Origin of the sequence: Clostridium sp. C8-1-8, assembly GCF_009928445.1 — a bacterium.
In the GTDB taxonomy this organism is placed as follows: Bacteria; Bacillota; Clostridia; order Clostridiales; family Clostridiaceae; genus Clostridium_AR.
Genome location: NZ_JAABNO010000014.1, coordinates 22,468 through 44,616, shown reverse-complemented (window position 1 = coordinate 44,616; position 22,149 = coordinate 22,468). Strand labels below are relative to the sequence as shown.

Annotated in this window: 20 protein-coding genes; 3 read left to right on the top strand and 17 right to left on the bottom strand. The window is 31.9% G+C overall.

Annotated elements, in window-relative coordinates; genetic code table 11:
- Positions 1 to 80 precede the first annotated feature (80 nt).
- The 6 genes from GXK57_RS14890 to GXK57_RS14865 form a co-directional block, all read right to left on the bottom strand.
- On the bottom strand, positions 81 to 1,148 hold the full coding sequence (locus tag GXK57_RS14890) for a hypothetical protein (RefSeq protein ID WP_160677895.1): 1,068 nt from the start codon (positions 1,146 to 1,148) through the stop codon (positions 81 to 83).
- 10 nt (positions 1,149 to 1,158) lie between these two features.
- Positions 1,159 to 2,163, bottom strand: coding sequence for a phosphodiester glycosidase family protein (locus GXK57_RS14885; RefSeq protein WP_160677893.1), 1,005 nt, complete (start codon positions 2,161 to 2,163; stop codon positions 1,159 to 1,161).
- A gap of 28 nt (positions 2,164 to 2,191) precedes the next feature.
- Positions 2,192 to 3,037, bottom strand: a complete 846-nt coding sequence (locus tag GXK57_RS14880) for a M15 family metallopeptidase (RefSeq protein ID WP_160677891.1) — start codon at positions 3,035 to 3,037, stop codon at positions 2,192 to 2,194.
- Between the two features lie 254 nt (positions 3,038 to 3,291).
- Positions 3,292 to 4,668, bottom strand: coding sequence for a PhoH family protein (locus tag GXK57_RS14875; RefSeq protein WP_160677889.1), 1,377 nt, complete (start codon positions 4,666 to 4,668; stop codon positions 3,292 to 3,294).
- A gap of 385 nt (positions 4,669 to 5,053) precedes the next feature.
- Positions 5,054 to 6,154 carry an LCP family protein gene (locus tag GXK57_RS14870; protein WP_160677887.1) on the bottom strand — a complete coding sequence of 367 codons (1,101 nt, stop codon included), beginning with the start codon at positions 6,152 to 6,154 and terminating at the stop codon, positions 5,054 to 5,056.
- A gap of 305 nt (positions 6,155 to 6,459) precedes the next feature.
- Entirely contained in the window at positions 6,460 to 7,413 is a 954-nt protein-coding gene (locus GXK57_RS14865) for an L-lactate dehydrogenase (protein WP_160677885.1), read from the bottom strand.
- Positions 7,414 to 7,756: 343 nt separating this feature from the next.
- On the opposite strand from GXK57_RS14865, the gene rocF reads away from it, so the two are divergent.
- Positions 7,757 to 8,659 carry an arginase gene (rocF, locus tag GXK57_RS14860; RefSeq protein ID WP_160677883.1) on the top strand — a complete coding sequence of 301 codons (903 nt, stop codon included), beginning with the start codon at positions 7,757 to 7,759 and terminating at the stop codon, positions 8,657 to 8,659.
- A 311-nt stretch (positions 8,660 to 8,970) separates the two neighbouring features.
- A complete protein-coding gene (locus GXK57_RS14855) occupies positions 8,971 to 9,582 on the top strand; it encodes a 3'-5' exonuclease (RefSeq protein WP_160677881.1) in 612 nt (203 codons plus the stop codon).
- Positions 9,583 to 9,746: 164 nt separating this feature from the next.
- Here GXK57_RS14855 and GXK57_RS14850 read toward each other — a convergent pair whose 3' ends face one another.
- Positions 9,747 to 11,048 (bottom strand): M48 family metallopeptidase, encoded by a 1,302-nt coding sequence (locus GXK57_RS14850; protein WP_160677879.1) that lies wholly within the window; start codon positions 11,046 to 11,048, stop codon positions 9,747 to 9,749.
- Positions 11,049 to 11,207: 159 nt separating this feature from the next.
- On the opposite strand from GXK57_RS14850, the gene rd reads away from it, so the two are divergent.
- On the top strand, positions 11,208 to 11,369 hold the full coding sequence (rd, locus tag GXK57_RS14845) for a rubredoxin (RefSeq protein WP_128214602.1): 162 nt from the start codon (positions 11,208 to 11,210) through the stop codon (positions 11,367 to 11,369).
- A 119-nt stretch (positions 11,370 to 11,488) separates the two neighbouring features.
- Here the strand turns inward: rd and pflA are convergent, their stop codons facing one another.
- The 10 genes from pflA to GXK57_RS14795 form a co-directional block, all read right to left on the bottom strand.
- Positions 11,489 to 12,214: a pyruvate formate-lyase-activating protein gene (gene pflA / locus GXK57_RS14840; RefSeq protein ID WP_160677877.1), complete on the bottom strand. Its 726-nt coding sequence runs from the start codon at positions 12,212 to 12,214 to the stop codon at positions 11,489 to 11,491.
- A 249-nt stretch (positions 12,215 to 12,463) separates the two neighbouring features.
- Positions 12,464 to 14,689: a formate C-acetyltransferase gene (gene pflB, locus GXK57_RS14835; protein ID WP_160677875.1), complete on the bottom strand. Its 2,226-nt coding sequence runs from the start codon at positions 14,687 to 14,689 to the stop codon at positions 12,464 to 12,466.
- A 403-nt stretch (positions 14,690 to 15,092) separates the two neighbouring features.
- Positions 15,093 to 15,653: an orotate phosphoribosyltransferase gene (pyrE, locus tag GXK57_RS14830; RefSeq protein ID WP_160677873.1), complete on the bottom strand. Its 561-nt coding sequence runs from the start codon at positions 15,651 to 15,653 to the stop codon at positions 15,093 to 15,095.
- A gap of 41 nt (positions 15,654 to 15,694) precedes the next feature.
- Entirely contained in the window at positions 15,695 to 16,591 is an 897-nt protein-coding gene (locus GXK57_RS14825; RefSeq protein WP_160677871.1) for a dihydroorotate dehydrogenase, read from the bottom strand.
- A gap of 11 nt (positions 16,592 to 16,602) precedes the next feature.
- Positions 16,603 to 17,343 (bottom strand): dihydroorotate dehydrogenase electron transfer subunit, encoded by a 741-nt coding sequence (locus GXK57_RS14820; protein ID WP_160677869.1) that lies wholly within the window; start codon positions 17,341 to 17,343, stop codon positions 16,603 to 16,605.
- On the bottom strand, positions 17,333 to 18,226 hold the full coding sequence (pyrF, locus tag GXK57_RS14815) for an orotidine-5'-phosphate decarboxylase (protein WP_160677867.1): 894 nt from the start codon (positions 18,224 to 18,226) through the stop codon (positions 17,333 to 17,335). Before pyrF ends, GXK57_RS14820 begins: the two co-directional genes overlap by 11 nt.
- Complete coding sequence (locus GXK57_RS14810; protein WP_160677865.1) at positions 18,219 to 19,430, bottom strand: dihydroorotase; 1,212 nt, start codon at positions 19,428 to 19,430, stop codon at positions 18,219 to 18,221. The genes pyrF and GXK57_RS14810 overlap by 8 nt, the downstream gene beginning before the upstream one ends.
- A 2-nt stretch (positions 19,431 to 19,432) precedes the next feature.
- On the bottom strand, positions 19,433 to 19,873 hold the full coding sequence (locus GXK57_RS14805; RefSeq protein WP_160677863.1) for an aspartate carbamoyltransferase regulatory subunit: 441 nt from the start codon (positions 19,871 to 19,873) through the stop codon (positions 19,433 to 19,435).
- Positions 19,873 to 20,796: an aspartate carbamoyltransferase gene (gene pyrB, locus GXK57_RS14800; protein WP_160677861.1), complete on the bottom strand. Its 924-nt coding sequence runs from the start codon at positions 20,794 to 20,796 to the stop codon at positions 19,873 to 19,875. Before pyrB ends, GXK57_RS14805 begins: the two co-directional genes overlap by 1 nt.
- A 619-nt stretch (positions 20,797 to 21,415) precedes the next feature.
- Entirely contained in the window at positions 21,416 to 22,030 is a 615-nt protein-coding gene (locus GXK57_RS14795; protein WP_160677859.1) for a DUF5105 domain-containing protein, read from the bottom strand.
- Positions 22,031 to 22,149 lie beyond the last annotated feature (119 nt).

Below are 22,149 nucleotides of genomic sequence, written 5' to 3'. Positions count from 1 at the left end.
TTTACACAAGCCCATTTAAGCGTGGTATAACTGACGACTTAATTACAACATGTACTTTAGCAAATCCTAAATAATTTTTTCTAATTTATATATACTTGTCCATTTTCCTTGCTTAAAATCTTTCCATTAGAAACAGTAATAAACGTTCCTTTAAAAGACATATTGTTATTTCCATTTAAATCTTCTAATTTATTCTGTTCTCTGTTAACCTTGTATATAGTATCATTTACAACAAAAATACTATCCAAATCATCAACTTGTATTGGATTATTTAATATTATACTTTTCCAGCTAGAGGTTTTTTCACTTATGGCACCATAAAATATCTTACTTATGCTGTTGCCACTTGTTATTCCTACATAAACATTTTCTGACTTATCCACACCAAGTATTCTAGTTAGTCCTTTTTGATTGAAAGCCAACTTATTTTCTAAGTAAGTTACATAAACATTATTACTTAGAGAAGAATTATACACGAGCTTGTCTTCATGAGGTATTAAATATACATCTTTAATTTTACTTTCATTTAAATCAACCTTTTCAAATTCATTTCTTACATTTAATTTATATATATCGCTACTTCCTGCACTTGAAGTCACTCTTGCAAATATCAAGTCTTTTAAGGGAGAACTAATTATACTATCAATTGAAGATTTTTTATCCTTAAGAGACAAAGAGGATAATAAGGTCTTATCCTTAGTGCTAAGATCATATTTATAAAAAGATACATATGTACTATTTTCTTTTGCTAAAGCAAGAATTAAACTACCTTCATTAAACCACTGATACTTTAATAATTTCAATCCATCACTGTCTATGGATACTTTCTCTGACTTATATACAACCTGAAGATTGCCATCTACAACATAAGCTAATTTATCAGCTTCTTTTGACAATTGTATTTCTTTAGCTTCTTCTGGAACATTAAATTTTGTTATGTTATCATCTGTTACACTGCTGGAATTAGTACCATTAGCTTTGCTCACATTATTTTCTGAAGTACTAGCTGCTACTGTTTTGGATTTTGTTTGCTCCAAGCTTCCACTAAAACCACCCAAATACTTATTATTGATATAATATAATACTCCAATCTGTAATACTATGGCTACTAATATGTATATTCCTAAGTTTTTTATATATCTTATCATAATTTTCCCCCTATTTAATAATAAATGAAGTTGGAATGTATCTAACACCATCTTTACTAGAAGGATTGTTTATTATCTTACCATCATAAAACATTGTAGTTGATGATCCTCCATCCAAGTTAGCAGCATTATATGCACCATTTTCTATCATGATCTCTTGGACATCTTTCAATGTTGCTCCAAGGCTTCCTATTTGTCTGCCATCAATTACAAGCATTAAAACTGTGCCATCTTTTCTCTGTCCTATAGCAGTTCTAGGTGCAATACCCCAACCACCATTTCCACTTTTAATTACACCTTGTCCATTTATAACTAAGAAAGGACTGAAGGATACTGCATCTTTAATCTTTAGTCTCGCAATATCATTCTTACTGTATTTCCCCATTACCAAAACACCATCTGTATTAAAGCCTATAAGCGAAACCTTATCTTCCTTCTGGTCATCAAAGACGATCTTACCGTCCTTTACAACCATTCCAGTAGGTACACCACCGTTACCTTGTCCATTTTCATCTTGAAATCCGCCTGCATTTATTCCTGCTACTGCATTCTCTTTTTTCACTATATCATCAAGCTTCATACCAAAACGTCCTAAATTGTCAGTTAATCCAAGTTGTATCCTTTTAGCATCATTCACTATAAGCAGATGTCCATTAAAAGAATTACCTTTTATTTCTTTTAACTCTATACCACTATCACCTTTGCTAACAGTATCAGAAGTTGGTTCTTGTATACTAATTTCATTGGTATTTGAGTTAACAGTGTCTTCTACTTTATTCTTGTTCATTATTTCATCAATTTCAGCTTTACTTAAAAATACAGTAGCTAAATATTGATGACTAAGTGTAGTCATAGCAGAAGTAACAACTAATTCCTTTATGTTATTAAAGGGACCATAAAAAACCAATGGCACAGATATTACAAGTCCGATAACAATATTTGCAAATATAAAATTAAATATATTCAGACCAAAAACATTAATAAACCTTCTATTTTTCTTTTCATTTTTTTTCATCTATTAAAATCCTCCAATAGAACTTAAGTTATTTTTGTTCCGATGCTAATTTCTGCACATATTCTTCAAGGCACAAATTATTATCAAACATGTATTTGGCCGCATCTGTTCCTACATATCTTAAATGCCACGGTTCATAATTATATCCTGTTATATCACTTTTACCCTTTAGATACCTTATAACAAATCCATATTTATGAGCATTGTCTGCAACCCATTTTCCTTCCTTAGTCTTTTCAAAATCTTCAGCTAAATCATAGTATGGAGAAGAATTTACATCAACAGCAAGACCAGTTTGGTGTTCACTTGAGCCTTCTTTAGCTACGTATTTACTAGCTTCTGTAGCTCCATCAGTCTCAATTTTTCTTTCATATACATCAGCTTGATTTTCATAACTCCTATATGCAGATACCAAAATTAAATTTATCTTATCTTTTTTTGCATCAAAAAACATACTTTCTAGGGCTTTGGCAGCTTCTCTACTCATCTTTCTATTTTCTAAAGAAACCGATCCAATTCTTTTAACATTAGGGGGAACTAGCTCATTAGGTTTGAAGGTACTATCCAATGGATAATTCTTATTCACAAGCAAAAGTCTATAGTCCTTTTGCGCTATATTATCAACTTTATCCTTTGTCAACTTAGCCTCATTGTTTTCAGCTATAGTATCCTGCTTTTCGTTATCAATAGTAATAGTTTTTTCTTTGTTGTTACTTGCCAAGTTTTCGCTTTTCTTTACCATTTCTACTGTATCTTTCGATTTATTTACAGTTATAATTGATGCTGAAACTACTATAGATATCATTAAAATAAAAGAATATAGAAAAAATAGTCTTTTCATAATTGAAGATTTATTTGTGTTTTTTTTAGCCATTAATTATACACCTCTTAATTTTATCTTAGAGTTCTATTTAATTTTAACAAAAATCCTTTTTTTAGTCATTAGTGCTTTATTGGTTATATTGAGTTATATTTTTTTGTTATTTAACTTATAACTATACTACTTTTATTATCCTAAATTTATAAAGTTTATACTTGTCAAAAATAAAAAAAGCAGGTATTTAATATTTTCTACCTGCTTTATTATATCCATAACAAAAATATAATTCAATTGAGTTTATAGTTTTTTTACAATCTTTTTGCACCTTCAAAGGCAATTGGGCTTCTTTCACACTCGTCATATTTCAATGTGACCTGATAGCAAAGCTTACTTCCTTTCATTTTTTCCGAAGCATAACATAGACCATTGGATCTAGAATCTAGGAATGGTTGATCTATTTGATCAGGATCCCCTATAAGAATAAGTTTTGTTCCTTCACCAACTCTTGTTATTATAGCCTTTACCTGCTTAGGAGTAAGATTCTGGGCTTCATCAATTATTACCCAGTTCTTAACTATTGATCTTCCTCTAAGATAGGCTACTGCTTCTGTAGTAATTATCTTTCTATCAAAGAGTTCCATTATTTTATCATTCAGTTCCTTTTCATTCTTATATCTTTCATTTTCATCAGAGTCTATAAGTATTTCTAAATTATCAAAAATAGGCCTCATAAAAGGAGCTATTTTTTCCTGTTCTGATCCTGGAAGATATCCTATTTCTTCGTCCATGGTTACATTAGGTCTACACACCAATATTCTTCTAAACTGACTGTTAGCTTCCTCTAATATTTTTTGAAGTCCAGTTGCTAAAGAAAATAGAGTCTTAGCAGTTCCTGCTGGTCCTTTTATTATAGTAAGTGGTGCTTTTGAAGCTTCGGTCCAAAGGCATTCCATCATAAACTTTTGGCCAACATTTCTTGCAGATAAACCAAAAGATTTACTATCCTTATATATAAGTTGAACTACCTTCTGTCCATCGAATCTCCCTAAAGCAGTCTGCTTATTATTTTCCGACGAATGAATTATCAAAAACTGGTTAACCTCTAATTTAGGTTCTATATATATTTGCCTAGTATCGTCATATATATAAAGCTCTTTTGGATCTAATTCTTTATCTTTATAAAATTTTTCTATTACTTCTTGAGGGGCATATACTTCAATTCTACCAGTATATTGATTATCTTGCTCAGGGACTACTTCCTCATGAAAATCATCAACCTCAATTCCTACAGTATCAGCTTTAATTCTTTCAAATATGTCTTTTGTTATAAGATGGACATTCTCCCCGCTTTCTTTAAGTGCTTTACATACTTGAATTATTCTGTTATCAGCTTTCATAACATCCCAGCTTGGAGGTATTTTAGTTCCATAGTGATTTGATTCAACTCGTAAACTGCCACCACCAGGTAATTGAATGCCTTCACTTAAATTACCTTCTTTTCTTAGCTTATCTAGTAATCTTGCTGCATGTCTTGCATTTAACCCTAAGTCATTATTCGTCTTTTTCAAATTGTCTAGTTCTTCCAAAACAACCTCTGGAATAACCACATCATTATCCTCGAAGGTTAACACAGCTCCTGGCGAATACAACAAAACGTTGGTATCAAGTACATAAGTTTTCTTCAAACTAACAACCCCCTTATTATAGATACGCTTCAAATTAATTATCATATATTTAACTATAAACCGTGTCATATTTGAAAAACTTCTGAAGCGTTTTATACTTAATAATTTTATGCTTAAACTTATAAATGTACCTTTATAAATGTATATGTTCAACACTTCAAACTTAGTTTAGTTAATTTAAGATAATTATTAATTATTAATATATCCATAGGTAATTTGTTAGTTTGTATATTTTTATTTAACTTCACTATATATTTCAATATATTATAGAAGGAATTTTTATTAATATGGCGAATATATATACTTTGAACGGAATTTAATTTGCCCTCTTAACTTTATTTTTATTTTCGTTTGATATAGGATGTTCATCTTCCTATATCTTTTTTTATTCTTCATTATTCTTATATTGTTCTATTACTCTCTGTACTTGCTTTCGGTCTACATCCTTTGGATTGTATTTTTTATCATTAAATATAAATTCATTAAGAATTCTTGCATTTTGCTGTTTATCGATTAAAAATACCCAGGTTCCTCTATATAATTGTCCTTCACATAATTCACTGGCTGGCAGTTGTAGTCCTTCAAAGGCTACATCTCCCATTGTGTAAGCGGTATATGCATAATTCATCAACTGAATTGGCTCAACATTAGTCTTAAAATATTGGATTATCGTATTCAATATACTTGGGTACTGAACCGGATTTATACTCATTACTTTTCTTCCAACCTCTGTCAGTACCCTTCTTTGCCTCTCTGTTCTTTCATAACTGCCATTACCTACTTTTCTTATTCTTGAGTAAGCCAAGGCTTGTTGTCCATCTAAGTGCTGTAGTCCTGGTCTTACTATATTAGGTGATTTTACCTTATCTACTTCTCCTATATATTTGTTCATTTCCTTTATTTCGTAATCTTTTATTTCTATATCTATACCGCCTAATTCATTTACTATATCTTCAAACCCCCAAAAGTTTACCAATATGTATTTATCTAATTTTATATTGAAATTTCTATAAATAGTATCTATTAAAAGTTTAGGCCCTCCATAAGCAAATGCACTGTTAATTTTGTCTTCTCCATGGCCTTTAATCTGGACGTAGGAATCTCTCATTATTGATGTATATTTAATCTTTTTATGATTTGTGTCTAATGTAGCTATTATAATTGAATCAGACCTGGAATTCTCATTCAATGTCCTTCCATCAGTACCTATTAACAGTACATTGGTTACTCCCTCTTGCTCTTTATAATCTTGGTCACTAAAGCCCTGATTTTTTTCTTCTAGAGCTATTGTGCCTGCCAAAGGATTTATTTGTTGGAATGAACTATCAAAATATCTAGGAATACCTGACTCTTTTTCTAAAAAACTTATTTCATCATTTGAATATATCCTATTTCTCAAATAAATATATGCCGATAAACATGATAAAAGCATTAACAATAATATTATAAAAGTAATCTTAAAGACTTTTTTAGCCTTGCTCTGCATAACTATCACCTTTGATTCCTTTAAATTTAAATATTTTCAAATATCTATTTCAGCGAACAGATACTTTCTTAAGATTAGAATTTATATAATATACCTTATAAATTCTACTAAAATTAGTATATCCAAATTTGTATTTTCAACACGCTTTCAAACATGATAAAAATTTTCGTATTAGTTTTAACAGTATTATTACTCTTCTCATAATTTTAATTAAAAATTTAACCATACCAAGAAGAAACTCCTTAGTATGGCTAAATTATTATCATCAGATACTATTCTTTTTTAAGTTCAATTAAACTTTAATATTATTGAAGCTTCGCATCTCTTAAATGAGACTTTAATATTTCTGCTGATTCGTTAAGTTTTGACTGCTCTTCCTGTGATAGAGGTACTTCAAGGATCTTGTTAGCACCATCTCTATTAACGATAGTCGGTATAGCTAGATATACGTCATCAATACCATATTGCCCTTTAAATAGGGATGAAACTGTTAATATTGAATTTTCATCTCTTAGAATAGCCTCCACAATCCTTCTTACAGCCAATCCTACCGCATAGTTTGTATAACCTTTTTTATTTATTATTTCATAAGCTGCATTCTTAACCTTTTCTGGTATAGTAAACTTAAAGTCACCGTCGCATTTTTCACAGGTCTTACTGCAATAGTCTTCTGCACTCATACCAGCAATATTAGTTAAACTCCAAGCTGCTATTTCTGAATCACCATGTTCTCCAATTATATAAGTGTGTATATTTCTTGGATCAATTTCGAAATGATCACTTAACATGGACTTAAATCTTGAAGTATCTAGAACTGTACCAGAACCTATAACTCTATTTTGTGGTAATCCTGATAGCTTATAAGTTATATAAGTCAATATATCTACTGGGTTAGAAACTACAAGTAGTATAGCATTAGGGCTATATTTAACTATTTCTGGAACTATTTGCTTGAAAACTGCTAAATTCTTATTTATTATATCAAGTCTAGTTTCACCAGGCTTTTGCCCTATACCAGCTGTTATTATTACTATATCTGAATCTTTAGTATCTGCATAATCCCCTGCCATTACATCTATTGCTTTTACAAAGGCAGCTCCATGCGCCAAGTCCATAGCTTCAGCTTCTGCCTTATCCTTATTTATATCCACTATAACAATCTCAGAAGCCAATCCCTCTAGCATCAATGCATATGCAGTTGTAGAACCAACAAATCCAGCTCCAATTATTGATATTTTACTTGCTTTGTCTCTTAACATTTATATCATCCTCCTTGAATTAGGATATATTATTTATGTTCATCCCTATGTTAGAAATATAATCTATTAGTGGATTTTGTTACTGGTATAAAATATGTTTTATACTAAAAACTATATATTAATTAGTATCCTTTTGCTAAGTTATAAATATACTATCCTATAACAATATTTTATATCATTTAATAATAATTATCAAGTAGAATGATATTTTTTTAACATTTATTTGTGTTAAGAAAAATTAACATACCATTTTTTTTATTTTTTTTTCAAAAATACTTATATTTTGTACTAATATAATATATAATCTTTTTTGGCTAACAAAAGATTATTGGAGGTGCTTCATATGAACATTAATTTGATAGGTGTTCCTCTTTTCTATGGATGTGATAGACCAGGCGTAGAATTTGGACCAAATGCCTTAAGAGATAATGATTTAAGACAAATCCTTAGTGTAGATGGTAAACACAAAATTTATGATTTAGGAAATTTATATGTTGAGACAGTTGATGAAAAAGATAAATATATAAACCATAGCGTAATGAAGTATTTATCTCCAATAACTGAAGTGAATACTAATTTAGCTCACATTGTATATAATTCCTTAACTTCTGACTGTTTTCCTTTCGTTGTAGGCGGAGATCACTCATTGGGCTTAGGATCAGTTGCTGGTGCAGCTAGATTCCATGGTGATGACTTTGGAGTAATTTGGATTGATGCCCATGGTGATATAAATACAGATACTACTTCTCCAAGTGGAAATGTACATGGTATGCCATTAGCCGCTTCAATGGGACTAGGCTACAAGGGGCTTGTAGATATATATGTAGAAGGTAGAAAAGTAAAACCATCTAATATTTTTATATTAGGAGCAAGGGATTTAGATAAAGGTGAATTGGATTTAATTAAAGAATTAGGGCTTAATGTATGGACTACTAAAGCTATAAAAGATAAAGGAACTGAAGCAGTAATTAATGAATTTCATAATGCTATCCAAGCAGCTAAAATCAACAACTTTCATTTAAGCTTCGATATCGACTGCTTAGACTCTTCATTAGTGCCTGGTACAGGAACTCCTGTAAGTGAAGGTTTATCAATAGAAGAGGTTACTGATATTACAAAGTCAGTACTAGCAACTAGAAAAGTAAGATCAATGGACTTTGTAGAGTTTAATCCAAAACTTGATGTTGAAGATATAACATTATCTAGCTGCATTAAAATGCTTAAAGTAATATCTGAAAATCTCTAATCTCGGATTCTTATCCGAGATTTTTTTATTGTTTAGGAAATTATGTCGCCTGCCATAATTTTTTACTACATAACCAATTAATTTTTACTATTAAAACTTTTCATAATAATAATTTTATTATATTATGTTATTAGAGATACTTATGTAAAAAATTAATCTACTTATGTCTTGTGTTATAAAAGCACTTTATCTTTATTAAAAAAATTTTGATTATACTTAAATTACTTCAGTATAATCAAAATTTTTAGTAAAGCCATAACTTTAATCAACATAAGACTTTAGATGACTTAACATAACTTTGGAGGATAAGAATGAAACTTTTATTTTTTGATACTGAAACCACAAGTATTAGACCGGGCAGCATATGCCAGCTAAGTTACATAGTGGTGGATTCTTCTACTAAACCTCAAACAACTATTGGTAAAAACTATTTCTTTACAGTTGAACAGATGGACCCTGCTGCAGAAGAAGTTCATGGATTCTCAATGGAAAAGTTATACGAATTAAGTAGCGGTATGTACTTTGAGGACTTAATAGAGGATTTTTATGAAGACTTCATTAAAGCAGACTTCGTTATAGGACATAATGTCTCCTTTGATATAAAGTTTTTAAAACACGAACTTTTGGGCATGGGAGAAGAATGGGAACCAAAAAGCACCTTCTGTACTATGAATTATTACAAGAATGTCTGTAAGCTGCTAAAGCCAAACGGCGAATACAAAAATCCTAAACTAGAAGAACTAATCAAATTTCTAAATATAAGCAAAGATAAGATTGCTCAAACTGCAGACAGCCTATTTGAAGGCAGCGGCAATTACCACGATGCACGTTTTGATACAGCTGCAACTTATCTTGCAGTTACAGAAGGGATAAAACAAAAGCATATACCAGCTGGATACTTCAGTAAAATGATGGCTAAATAATAACTCTAATTAAAGCCCACAATAAGTTTTATTATTAAACTTATTGTGGGCTTTATATCTTATTTATTTAAAATATACACTATGAAAGCTTTATATATTGTTACCTTATTGAAAGCACTAGCCTAGCTGATATTCTTCACATGATTTTGATAAAATTATTAATGTTACCTTCCATTTATGATCTTATCAAATCTATACTTACCACTTTCCCAAGGTTTATAATCGTTACTCATATCTATCCTTTCCTTAGGTGTAGGATGATCATATACCCAGAACTTATAAATAGGATTTACGTCATCCATAGATAAATTAGTCTCCATAAATCTTGCTTCCAATTTTGCATTTGTTAAATTATCATGGGTCAATTCTATTGCAAATTTATCAGCATCCATCTCAATTTTTCTAGAATACCAATTGGTAAGCGGATCTGACAAGGTAGATAATATGGTAAATACCAATATAAGTACCGGAATGGCAGCCAAAGATTTATAATTATTTATGTTGTTTTTCAGAAAACTGAACCTTGTTATGATATTTTTTGATATTAAATCCGTAAGCCATAACAGCAGTATTGAAAGTATTCCAGAAAGTATTATGGACTTAGGTATATGATTAAGCTTATAATGGCCTATCTCATGAGCAACTACGGACTTGATCTCATCAGTGCTTAACTGGTTTATAGTATTATCCCATATAACTATTCTTTTTGTATTAAATATACCTGTCATATATGCATTTAGTGCCTTTGTTTCCTTACTCTTGTCCACTTCCAATATCTTAACATCTCCAATGTTAGCCTTCTTGGCTACTTCTGATATAGCATCCCTCACTTGAACATTTTCTAAAGGCTTAAAGTCGTTAAATAGAGGATCAAAAAGTACAGGCGCTAATATACTGCCAACAAACCCCACCGGTATTGTGAGAAGGCCTAATATAATAAACCATCGTTTAAATTTTATAAATATGATATAGGGAACAAAAACAAATATTAATGTTATAATAAGAGTAACCGTAAAGTTCTTAATGTAATCTTCTAACCACATCAAAAAAGTCAAATTAGAAATTCCTATTATCTTTGCTCTATAAAAAGAGCTAAAGAAAGACAGTGGTATAGATATAATAAGATCAAAGATCATATAAGATGCTGTAAGCTTAAGAAGTTTTACTATCTCAACTCCCTTTAAGCTAGAAGCAATTTTTACCCCACCTAACAATATGAATAGTGCAGGTATTGAAAAAGTGACCACTAATCTCAAAACAAAAAATAATTTAGAAAACTGATAATTAGCTACAGCTCTTTGAGAAGGTTGTGGGACCAAGACCTTATTGTCAGATACCCTATATTCAACCTTGTTTGTAGCTTTAATTTGAGACTTTAGACTTAGTTGCATACCAAAAGTTAAAATACATGTTATAAAAAATAAAAAAATGAAGATTATAATAGTATTGAGTACAAATTTTTTCATTACAGCTCCTCCCTCCATTATTAATATTATAGTATAAATTCTGCTAATTATGAAAAAATATACTTGATTTATTATTTTCATATGTTATAATAATATTGAATTAATTAATAATTATTATTTGTTAATAACACTTTATATAAATTTAGGAGGTAATTTGATATGAAAAGTTATATTTGTGATGTATGTGGGTATGTTTACGATCCAGCTATAGGAGATGAAGACAACGGAATAGCTCCAGGAACTTCTTTTGAAGATATTCCAGAAGATTGGCTATGTCCTCTATGTGGAGTTGGTAAGGACCAATTTTCAGTAGTTGAATAATAATTACTAAAGAAAAAGCTCTAGAATTCTAGAGCTTTTTGTTATTTATAATTATAATCTTTGTTTTTTTATTTGTTATTTTTTGAACTTAACTAAAAAACTCTTACATTTAGAATATTCTACTTATTTTTCAGCATAATGTTAATTTTATCTTGCCATGCTTTCGTATATTCCTTATCCATGGGTTTAACATCTTTAAGCCTATATTTCATATTCATGTTTTCGTACTTGTTTACACCTAAAACATGATATGGAAGAAGCTCTACCTTCTCTACATTCTTAATATTCAATATATACTGTCCTAACTCTTCTAAATGCTTCTCGCCATCAGTTATGCCAGGCACAACAACATGTCGTATCCAGAGCCTCTTATTTAGTGTTTGCGCTACTTCTAAAAATTTTATAGACTCATCTACCTCTGAAAGAGTTAACTGTTTATACGCTTCTCTTTTTATGTGCTTTATATCAAATAATATCAAGTCCACATATTCCAATATTTCTTCATAAGCGCCTAGGCCATAGCCAGCAGTATCTAAGGTTGTATGTATGCCATTCTCTTTACATAGCTTTAAACACTCTATTAAAAATTCTGGCTGCAATAACGGCTCTCCACCAGAGAAGGTCACTCCTCCTCCCGATTTATCAAAATAGGGTTTAAACCTTAATATTTTCTTTATAAGCTCCTCAGCGCTTGTTTCTGTACCGCTATTGTTACAGTCCCAGGTGTCTGGATTATGACAGTAGGCACATCTTAACTTACAGCCTTGAAAAAACACAACAACTCTTATACCTGGTCCGTCAACTAGCCCCATGGATTCTATAGAATGAATTTTTCCTTTTATCATGCTTCCACCCCTTTTATTTTAGGCTCTGTTAAAGTACTGTGTTGAAATTAAGTGGTCAGTCATCCGATGCTTATATGAGCTTGCGATAACTCCTCGCTCATATAGCATCTCCTTCATGACCACTTAATTTCAACAATATTCTTAAACATAGCCTTATTTTAAAGCTTAATCATAATTTTACCAATTGTTGTACTGTAGCCAAAAGCTATCTTTAAATAAAGGAAGCTCTATTGAGCTTCCTTTAATTTATTATAAAGTTTCGTGGAATGTTCTGCTTATTACTTCTAATTGTTGATTTCTTGTTAGTCTATTGAAGTTAACTGCGTATCCAGATACTCTTATTGTTAGTGTTGGGTACTTTTCTGGGTGATCCATTGCATCCAATAAAGTCTCTCTATTAAATACATTAACATTTAGGTGATGAGCTCCTTGTGAGAAATATCCATCCATAACTGAAACTAGATTATCTACTCTCATGTCATGCTCTTTACCTAAAGCATCTGGTACTATAGAGAAGGTGTTTGATACACCATCTTCACAGAATGGAGTATATGGTATCTTAGCTACAGAGTTTAAGGATGCTAAAGCTCCATTAGCGTCTCTTCCATGCATTGGGTTTGCTCCTGGTGCAAAAGCTTCACCTGCTTTTCTTCCATCTGGTGTTGCTCCTGTTTTCTTACCATAAACAACATTTGATGTTATTGTAAGTACTGAAAGTGTATGCTTTGCATCTCTGTATAGAGGATGCTTCTTTAATTCAGTTGAGAACTTTTCAACTAATTGTACAGCTAAATCATCTACAGCATCATCGTCATTTCCGTACTTAGGGAAATCTCCTTCTATTTCAAAGTCAACAGCAATTCCATTTTCTCTTATTGGCTTAACTTTAGCATACTTTATGGCACTTAATGAGTCTACAGCAACTGAAAGTCCTGCTATACCAAAAGCCATAAGTCTTCCTACTTCCGTATCATGCAGTGCCATTTGGCCTGCCTCATAAGCATACTTATCATGCATATAATGAATTACGTTCATTGTATCAACATAAAGCTTAGCAACGTATTCTAATACTTTGTCGTAGCTTTCCTTAACCTTATCGAAATCAAGAACTTCATCCGTAATAGGTTCAAGTCCTTTTATAACAAGTGATCCCTTCTTTTCATCTACTCCACCATTTATTGCATAAAGTAAAGACTTAGCTAGATTGCATCTAGCACCAAAGAACTGCATTTGTTTTCCAACCTTCATTGCTGAAACACAGCAAGCAATAGCATAATCGTCGCCATAAATAGGTCTCATAACATCGTCATTTTCATATTGAATTGAGTCAGTAAGTATTGACATTTCAGCACAGTACTTCTTGAAGTTTTCTGGCAGCTTTTCAGACCATAGTATTGTTAAGTTTGGTTCTGGAGAAGTTCCAAGATTGATCAATGTATGAAGGTATCTAAAGGAGTTCTTTGTAACTAAAGGCTTACCATTGATACCAACTCCGCCTATTGATTCAGTAACCCAAGTTGGATCCCCTGCAAATAACTCATTGTACTCAGGAGTTCTAAGATGTCTAACCAATCTTAGTTTAATTATAAATTGATCTATTATTTCTTGAGCTTCTGCTTCAGTTATAACACCATTTCTTAAATCTCTTTCAATGTAGATATCTAAGAATGTACTTGTTCTTCCTAAAGACATAGCAGCTCCATTATTTTCTTTAATAGCTGCTAAGTAACCTAAATAAACAGCTTGAACAGCTTCCTTTGCGTTGCTTGCAGGAACTGATAAATCCACTCCATACTTTGAAGCCATTGATTTAATATCTTTAAGAGCTCTTATTTGCTCTGAGACTTCTTCTCTCTTTCTTATTAGCTCATCTAAAAAGTCGCCTTTTAATTCTTTTAAGTCCTTTTTCTTTTCTTCTATTAAATAATCTATTCCATAAAGTGCTACTCTTCTATAGTCACCAATTATTCTACCTCTACCATAAGCATCTGGAAGACCAGTTAAAAGTCCTGCTGATCTAGCAGCTCTTGTCTCTTCACTATAAGCATCAAAAACACCTTGGTTGTGAGTTTTTCTATACTTAGGAAAATATTCAGTTATATCTTTATCTAGTTCATAGCCATAAGCTTCTAGAGATTGCTCTACCATTCTGAAACCACCAAAAGGATTTACAATTCTCTTAAGAGGTGCATCAGTTTGTAGCCCAACTATTACTTCATTATCTTTGTCTATGTATCCAGGTTCGTAATTGTCGATTCCTGATACTCTATCTACAGCAACATCTATAATTCCCTTTTTAATTTCTTCAACTATAAGATTGCTTGATATTTCCCAAACTTTCTTAGTTTTATCTGTTGGACCAACTAAGAAGCTCTTGTCTCCTTCATATAATGTGTAATTTTTTTGGATAAAGTTCCTTACGTCAATCTTTTCCTGCCATGTACCTGATTTGAATCCATCCCATTGTTTATACATGAAATTACCTCCTTTTTGCAGCTTATAGCTACATTTAAAGATTATATTAATATTATACTATATTAGTACACATTTGTTAATATCTTTTTTCATTTGAAATGCAGTTTCAATATATATTATACTATTATCATTTTTTTATGCCTTATATTAAATTATACCTAAATTATGGTGTATTTCTACATGAATTTGCATATAAACCCATAATCTTTGTTTATACTTTAACAATTTCACTATCATAAGTAAATGGAACCTAGAGGACCTAATTACATAAAATAGAAAACTACATTTCCTCATATCAAACCATTTATTGTATAATAAGCAAAAAACTATTAAACTCTCACTAACAGTGAGAGTTTAAATAAAACAGTACTGTATTCACAGACATTTTTTATTATTATATATGCTATTTTATATTTCTGCTACCAGGCTTTATATATGGAATATTTTCTTTACATAATGGACATTCATCTTTTTCATAGGATTCTATTTCAAGCTTTATAGCACTTACCATTGGATAATCAGTTACCTTACTAGTAGTTCTATCAACAATACAAGCTACTGCTACAACTTCTCCACCTAGGCTTTCTATAACCTTTGCAGCTTCTTTGAAGGATTTACCGGTAGTTACTACATCTTCAGTTATAACAACCCTTTGCCCTGGTTTTATAGTAAAGCCTCTTCTCAAAGTCATTTCTCCGTTTTCTCTTTCTGTAAATATAGCAGGCTTACCTAACTGTCTTCCTACTTCATAAGCTACTATAACCCCCCCCATTGCTGGTCCTACTACTATATCAAAATCAATTTCAGATAGTTGTTTTGCTACAACACTTAGTACTTTTTCTGCTTTGTCTGGATGTTGTAATAGCTTAGCACATTGGCAGTATCTATTTGAATGCTTTCCTGATGATAACAAAAAATGTCCCTCTAATAATGCTTCTACTTCCTTTAATATCTCTAAAACCATATCTTACATCTCCTCTTAAATTATAAATTTATATATTACTTTTATATAACTCCAACTATTTCGTTTATATCTTTTATTCCTTGCTCTTCTAAGAACCTTTCTAGATCTCTTATTATATCTACTGCCGCCATAGGGTTGACAAAATTTACAGTACCTAACTGAACAGCTTTTGCTCCTGCCATAAGGAATTCTATCACATCATTGGCATTCATAATTCCCCCAAGACCTATTACAGGTATATCTACAGCCTTAGATACTTCATATACCATTCTTAACGCTATTGGCTTAACTGCCGGTCCTGATAAACCTGCAAAAGTATTGTCAAACACAGGCTTTCTCTTCTTTATATCTATAGCCATAGCTTTTACCGTATTTATTAAAGATAAGGAGTCAGCCCCTGCTTTAACACAACTTAAAGCCATGTCCACTATATTCTCTGCATTAGGCGAAAGCTTAACCATGAGAGGTTTAGTTGTTACCTTTCTAACCTTAGAAACTACTTCCTCTGCCACTTCACACTTTATTCCAAAAGCCATTCCACCAGATTTTACATTAGGGCAAGATATATTTAATTCAATCATGTCTATATCAGTTTTATCTAACTTTGAAGCACCTATTTCGTAGTCCTCAATAGTACTCCCCCCTAAGTTAGCTATTATGTTAGTATCAATTTTCCTCATCCTAGGCAAAACTTCATCTATGAAGGCATCTACTCCTGGGTTTTGAAGTCCTACACTATTCATCATCCCAGAGGCTGTTTCAAACACCCTAATACCATCATTTCCTTGGCGTTTATTTAGAGTTAATCCCTTTGAACTTATACCTCCCAAAATCCCTACATCATAGAAATCTGCGTATTCTTCTCCAAATCCAAAGGTTCCTGAAGCAGCAATAAGAGGATTTTTGAAATCTATTCCATTTATATTTACCTTTAGCATATCATCACTCCCTAAAGCTCAAGATCATAACCATTAAACACAGGTCCATCTTTACAAGTTCTTTTATTTCCCTCTTTTGTTTTACAAGTACATACAAGACAAGCCCCAACACCACAAGCCATATGCTTTTCCATAGAAGCATATATAGCAATTTCATTTTCCTTTGCCTTATCTATTACTTTTTTCATCATTACTTCTGGGCCACAGCATAGTATAGTGTCGTACTTAGTGTAATCTATTATATCTGTAACAAATCCCTTATGACCAAAAGTTCCTTTATCTGTAGCTATGGATATATTATGGGTAAAATCCTGTAGCTCTTCTAACAAGTAGGTTTCATCTCTAAATCCTGCGAACAAATCTAAAGTTTTAGAGTTGCCATTTTCTTTTATAACCTTAGCCAACTGAAGCATTGGAGCTATGCCTATACCACCAGCAACCAAAGCTACTCTTCCATATTCTTTCTTTTCATCGAATCCGTTGCCCAGCGGTCCTATTACTTCTATATAATCATCCTTTTCTAAATCTCTAAACTCCTCAGTACCTGAACCAACCACTGCATATAAAAAGGATATTATTCCATCACTTTTTTCACATATGGATATTGGTCTTCCAAGAAGAGCTCTTCTAGGCTTTAACATATAAAATTGACCTGCTGTTATTGAATCATCACACTGAATAGAAAGTTTAAATATGTTGCCACATAGATTTACATTACTTTCAATCTTAACTTTTTTATAGTTAACCTTCATTTTTCCCCTCCAGCTCAAGAACTGATCTTCTTATATCTTCTCTCATTCTAATAGCTTCTTTTCTGGAGCTATCTTCAAAGTGCAGATAGTTTTCTTCTTCCTTATATGCAAGCAGTATCTTTCTTGATGAATTTACCACTCCACCGTTACCTGCTCTTAAAGATACAGCCACATCCTCAGCTTTTCCTCCTTGAGCCCCATATCCTGGTATTAAGAAATATGATGATTGGAGGTTTTCCCTTAGTCTCTTTGCCTGTTCTATATGAGTACAGCCTACCACTACACCTAAGGAGCTATATCCACTATTCCCAATGAAATCTCTTCCTAAGCTTTCTATCATATTTCCCACATGATCGTATACAGTGCCTTTTCCATCTATATTGCAATCTTGTATATCTCCTGACCCCTTGTTTGAAGTCTTTACCAGTGCAAATATCCCCTTGTTTTTACTTTCTAAGTAAGGAAGATATGGCTCTATACTATCCATGCCCATATATGGATTTAAGGTTATAAAGTCGCTTTCAAACTCTCCTGTAAAGTGAGCCTTTGCGTACATCTTAGCAGTTGCTGCTATATCTCCTCTTTTTATATCAGCAATTGTGATTAATTTTCTCTCTCTTAGATACTCTAAGGTCTTTTTATAAGCTATTACCCCTGCTATACCAAGCGCTTCATAGTAAGCAATTTGAAGCTTAAAGCAAGCCACTACATCATAAGTAGCATCAATAATTCTCCTGTTATACTCAAAAATAGCATCCTCAATATTAGCGAAATCACTTCTTATTTCCTCTGGTATGTAGCTTATGTCTGTGTCTAAGCCTACACACACCACACCATTTTTCTCTACTTTTTCATATAATCTGTCAACTATTTGATTACTCATTTAAAGCAGCCTCCTGTCTATCAAAAATAACTTTTCCAGCTTTAATCGTCTTATCTACTATGCCATAAAGCTCCCAACCTAAGAATGGGGTGTTTTTGCTCTTTGAAAGTATAGTTTCTTCACTTACATTAAAAGATTCCCCTAGGTTAAGAATTACTAAGTCTCCTTCGAAGCCTGGACATATCTTACCTTTATTTAATTTAAGAAGTTCTGCTGGTTTTGAACTCATCATTTCACTTAACTTATTTAAATTGATATATTTTTCTTTTACAAGCTTTGTATAGCATATTGGGAATGCTGTCTCCAATCCTATCAATCCTGGAGCACCTTTTTCTTTATCTTCCTGTGAGTGAGGTGCATGGTCTGTACCAATAACATCTACATCTCCATGAGCTATAGCTTTAATAAGGAAATTCACATCTTCTTTATCTCTTATTGGTGGATTAACTCTGTAGTTTGATACCTCATCGCTTAAAGCTATATGATGTGGAGTAACCTCACAGCTAACTTTTGCCCCATCACATTTTGCTTCAATTACATATTTCATCGCCTCTTTTGTACTTACATGAGCCATATGAAGCTTGCTTCCAGTAAACTTCGCAAGACTAACATCTCTCCAAGTCATCATGTTCTCCGCTAATCTCATATCTATATCAGAAAATTCATGGCTCTCAGCATGGGATATAACAAGCCAGTCCATCTCCTTAGCTTTTTTCATAGCCTCCATCATAACTCTGGAGTCAGATACTCCTTTTCCATCATCAGATATAGCTTTTACTTCTTCAGAAAACTGATCCAAATGAGCTATTGTAGCACCATCAAAGTTTTTTGTTATTGATACGCATTGATGAAGGTCAATAAGGCCTACTTCCTCATTCTTTTTATAGACATAATCTAAGATCTCCTTACTGCTGACAATAGGGTTAGTGTTTGCCATTAGGTTTACAGTTGTGTAACCACCCTTTGCTGCAGTTCTTGAACCAGTATATATGTCCTCTTTATATGTGAAGCCTGGTTCTCTAAAGTGTGCATGCATATCTACAAAGGCTGGCATTACAGTCATTCCCTTTGCGTCAATAACTTTACAACCTTTATCCTCTATGTTGCTTCCAACTTCCTCAATCTTGCCTTCTCTTATATATACGTCACCATAAAAGTTGTGACTCAAATCAACTATATTAGCATTCCTTATTAATAAATCCATTTTTATTCCTCCAGTCTTATAGTAAGCTTGTGTTCTTCATCGCAATATCCACATCTATAGGTTCCTTTTTCTCTGTTAGTTAATATAAACTTTTGAGGAATATAATTTTCAACAGTAGTTATACACCTTGGATTCTTGCACTTTATTAAGTTTTCAACTACATTTGGGAGTCTTGTCTTAAGTTTTTTTATTATCCTTTCATCTTCTACTATATTTATTGATATGGATGGTGATATCAATCCAAGAATTTCATAATCTATATCTATAACATTATCTATTTTAATAATATCTTTCTTTCCTAGCTTTTTACTCTCAACATTCTTTATAAGTGCCACTGAGTAGTCTGCATTGTCTAGATTGAGATATTTATATATACTATTGCCCATGCCAGCTGTTATATGATCTATAACAATTCCTCTTTTTATACTTGTAACCTGAAGCATTATCTCACCCCCAAAAGCTTTGCAATAAGTGCCATTCTTACATACATTCCATACTTAGCCTGCTTAAAGTAACATGCTCTTTCGTCTTCATCTATGGAATAATCTATTTCATTTACTCTTGGTAGTGGATGAAGAATCATCAAATCCTTCTTTGCTCTTTTTAGCTTTTCTCTATCTAATATATAGCTATCCCTAAGTCTTAAGTACTCAGCTTCATTGAAGAACCTTTCTTTCTGGACTCTTGTCATATATAGAATATCAAGAGATTCCATTGATTCTTCTAAGCTCTCAACTTCCATAAACTCTATATTGTTATGTTTTAGTACCTCTTCCCTAATATAATCAGGAATTTGTAATTCACTTGGAGAGATTAAGATATACCTATTATTTTCATATCTTGACATGGCTTTTAATAAGGAGTGAACTGTTCTACCAAACTTTAAATCACCACATATTCCTATGGTCATATTGTTAAAGCTACCTTTAAGTTGTTTAATAGTAAGTAGATCAGTTAAGGTTTGTGTTGGGTGTTGGTGGCCCCCATCTCCAGCGTTGATAACTGGAATATCTGAATATATAGATGCTACTTTAGCTGACCCTTCCTTTGGGTGCCTCATAGCTATTATATCTGCGTAACAACTTACTGTTCTAATAGTATCTGCAAGAGATTCCCCTTTAGAAACTGAACTTGAATTAGGTTCTGAAAATCCAATTACTTTCCCACCTAATCTCATCATAGCTGCTTCAAAACTAAATCTTGTTCTGGTACTGGGTTCAAAGAAAAGCGTTGCTAGAAGCTTGCCTTCACAAACTTTAGAAAATTCCTCTGGAGATGACATTATTTGACTTGCTAACTGCAATATATCTTCCAATTCATCATTAGATAAATCCATTGGGTCTATTAAACTTCTGCCTTTTAACATATTCATCGCTCCTTTTTAACATCCCTGTGTTAATTTAAAGAAGGAAAACTATATAGAATGCTAATATTCTTATATATGCTAATGCATATTTTAGAATTGCCAACTTCTCTTTTGTTAGTTGCTCTTTGCCAATCTGCCAATTTTAAAGCTATTCTAAAAATATAGCAGGCGCTTATCTCTTTTTATTCTTTCTCCAATATCTACAGTTTAGGCCTCTACACCTACCTATCCACAGCCTTATGAAAAATATAATTTACTATTGAATTTCATTATAATTTTGTAATGACTCTAGACTTTATATTGGATCTTTCAAGAATAAAAAAGCCTTCCTGTAAAGGAAGGCATAATAAATCGCTATCTCGGCATTCAGATAAACCAGCATAAAATTTGTGGCTAACAACTTGACTACCTAAGTCAAACAATTTTATGATTCTAAAGATTATCTTGGTCTATCTTCTATTTTAGCATTAATATAACTTCCTTATTGATCTCTCTGGATCAAGTTAAAGGTTAATTGTTAAACATAGAATACCATTTATTATACTTGATGTCAACTTATCAAGCTAAAATATTATAGTATATCCAACTTAATCTTAATTGTCTTAATTTTTCTCTAACCCTAAATTTCCTTCATTAAATCCACAAGTTCACTTTCCTTAGGCATCCAAACATTATTTTCCTTTGTGAAAGTTAGAGTCACTGTCTTAGGGTTTTCTACAAATGTGCCCTTGGCAATCTCTTCTCCTACTATCTTAAAAGACTCTTGATATATCTGTTTCTCCGTCATAGACTGATTGTCTTCATATTCTTTTTTTAGCTTATCCTCAGCAGTTTTAGATATCTTATCCATATCAAACCCTTTTATTTTAATTTCTACCTTGGCCGAATCTTTTTCTTTAGATACTGCTCCAATTTCATAACTTACTTTACTAAGTCCTGTAAGTATATCACTCTTCAATTTATTTTTAACTTCATCTGTTAATATACTTTCGTCTAAACCAGAAGATGATATTCCCTTCATTAATCCACCCTCAAAAGATTCTCTGATATTTGTATATTCCTTTTCTGTAATACCAACCTTATCAATGTTACTTTTATCATCTTTTATAATTATATCTAGAATAATCTTAGCACTATCCTCTGGAGTGACTTTTGGTTCTCCACAGCCTACAAGTGTCAAAGTTGAAAGTAATACCACTATAAGTAAAATACAAATATTTTTAAATTTTCTCATTAAACTTCTCCCTTATAAAATTAATTAAGTTAATGTTACAGAAATGTTTCGAATTTAAATTACTAGTCATCGGATACTACAATAGTAAAAACGATAATATTGGTTTATGTTATAGAAAA

Bases quoted from the DNA above. Each gene is read 5' to 3' on its own strand.
- GXK57_RS14890 (WP_160677895.1), bottom strand. From the start codon at position 1,148: ATGATAAGATATATAAAAAACTTAGGAATATACATATTAGTAGCCATA.
- GXK57_RS14885 (WP_160677893.1), bottom strand. From the start codon at position 2,163: ATGAAAAAAAATGAAAAGAAAAATAGAAGGTTTATTAATGTTTTTGGT.
- GXK57_RS14880 (WP_160677891.1), bottom strand. From the start codon at position 3,037: ATGGCTAAAAAAAACACAAATAAATCTTCAATTATGAAAAGACTATTT.
- GXK57_RS14870 (WP_160677887.1), bottom strand. From the start codon at position 6,154: ATGCAGAGCAAGGCTAAAAAAGTCTTTAAGATTACTTTTATAATATTA.
- GXK57_RS14865 (WP_160677885.1), bottom strand. From the start codon at position 7,413: ATGTTAAGAGACAAAGCAAGTAAAATATCAATAATTGGAGCTGGATTT.
- rocF (WP_160677883.1), top strand. From the start codon at position 7,757: ATGAACATTAATTTGATAGGTGTTCCTCTTTTCTATGGATGTGATAGA.
- GXK57_RS14855 (WP_160677881.1), top strand. From the start codon at position 8,971: ATGAAACTTTTATTTTTTGATACTGAAACCACAAGTATTAGACCGGGC.
- GXK57_RS14850 (WP_160677879.1), bottom strand. From the start codon at position 11,048: ATGAAAAAATTTGTACTCAATACTATTATAATCTTCATTTTTTTATTT.
- rd (WP_128214602.1), top strand. From the start codon at position 11,208: ATGAAAAGTTATATTTGTGATGTATGTGGGTATGTTTACGATCCAGCT.
- pflA (WP_160677877.1), bottom strand. From the start codon at position 12,214: ATGATAAAAGGAAAAATTCATTCTATAGAATCCATGGGGCTAGTTGAC.
- pflB (WP_160677875.1), bottom strand. From the start codon at position 14,689: ATGTATAAACAATGGGATGGATTCAAATCAGGTACATGGCAGGAAAAG.
- pyrE (WP_160677873.1), bottom strand. From the start codon at position 15,653: ATGGTTTTAGAGATATTAAAGGAAGTAGAAGCATTATTAGAGGGACAT.
- GXK57_RS14825 (WP_160677871.1), bottom strand. From the start codon at position 16,591: ATGCTAAAGGTAAATATAAATGGAATAGATTTCAAAAATCCTCTTATT.
- GXK57_RS14820 (WP_160677869.1), bottom strand. From the start codon at position 17,343: ATGAAGGTTAACTATAAAAAAGTTAAGATTGAAAGTAATGTAAATCTA.
- pyrF (WP_160677867.1), bottom strand. From the start codon at position 18,226: ATGAGTAATCAAATAGTTGACAGATTATATGAAAAAGTAGAGAAAAAT.
- GXK57_RS14810 (WP_160677865.1), bottom strand. From the start codon at position 19,430: ATGGATTTATTAATAAGGAATGCTAATATAGTTGATTTGAGTCACAAC.
- GXK57_RS14805 (WP_160677863.1), bottom strand. From the start codon at position 19,873: ATGCTTCAGGTTACAAGTATAAAAAGAGGAATTGTTATAGATCATATA.
- pyrB (WP_160677861.1), bottom strand. From the start codon at position 20,796: ATGTTAAAAGGCAGAAGTTTAATAGACCCAATGGATTTATCTAATGAT.
- GXK57_RS14795 (WP_160677859.1), bottom strand. From the start codon at position 22,030: ATGAGAAAATTTAAAAATATTTGTATTTTACTTATAGTGGTATTACTT.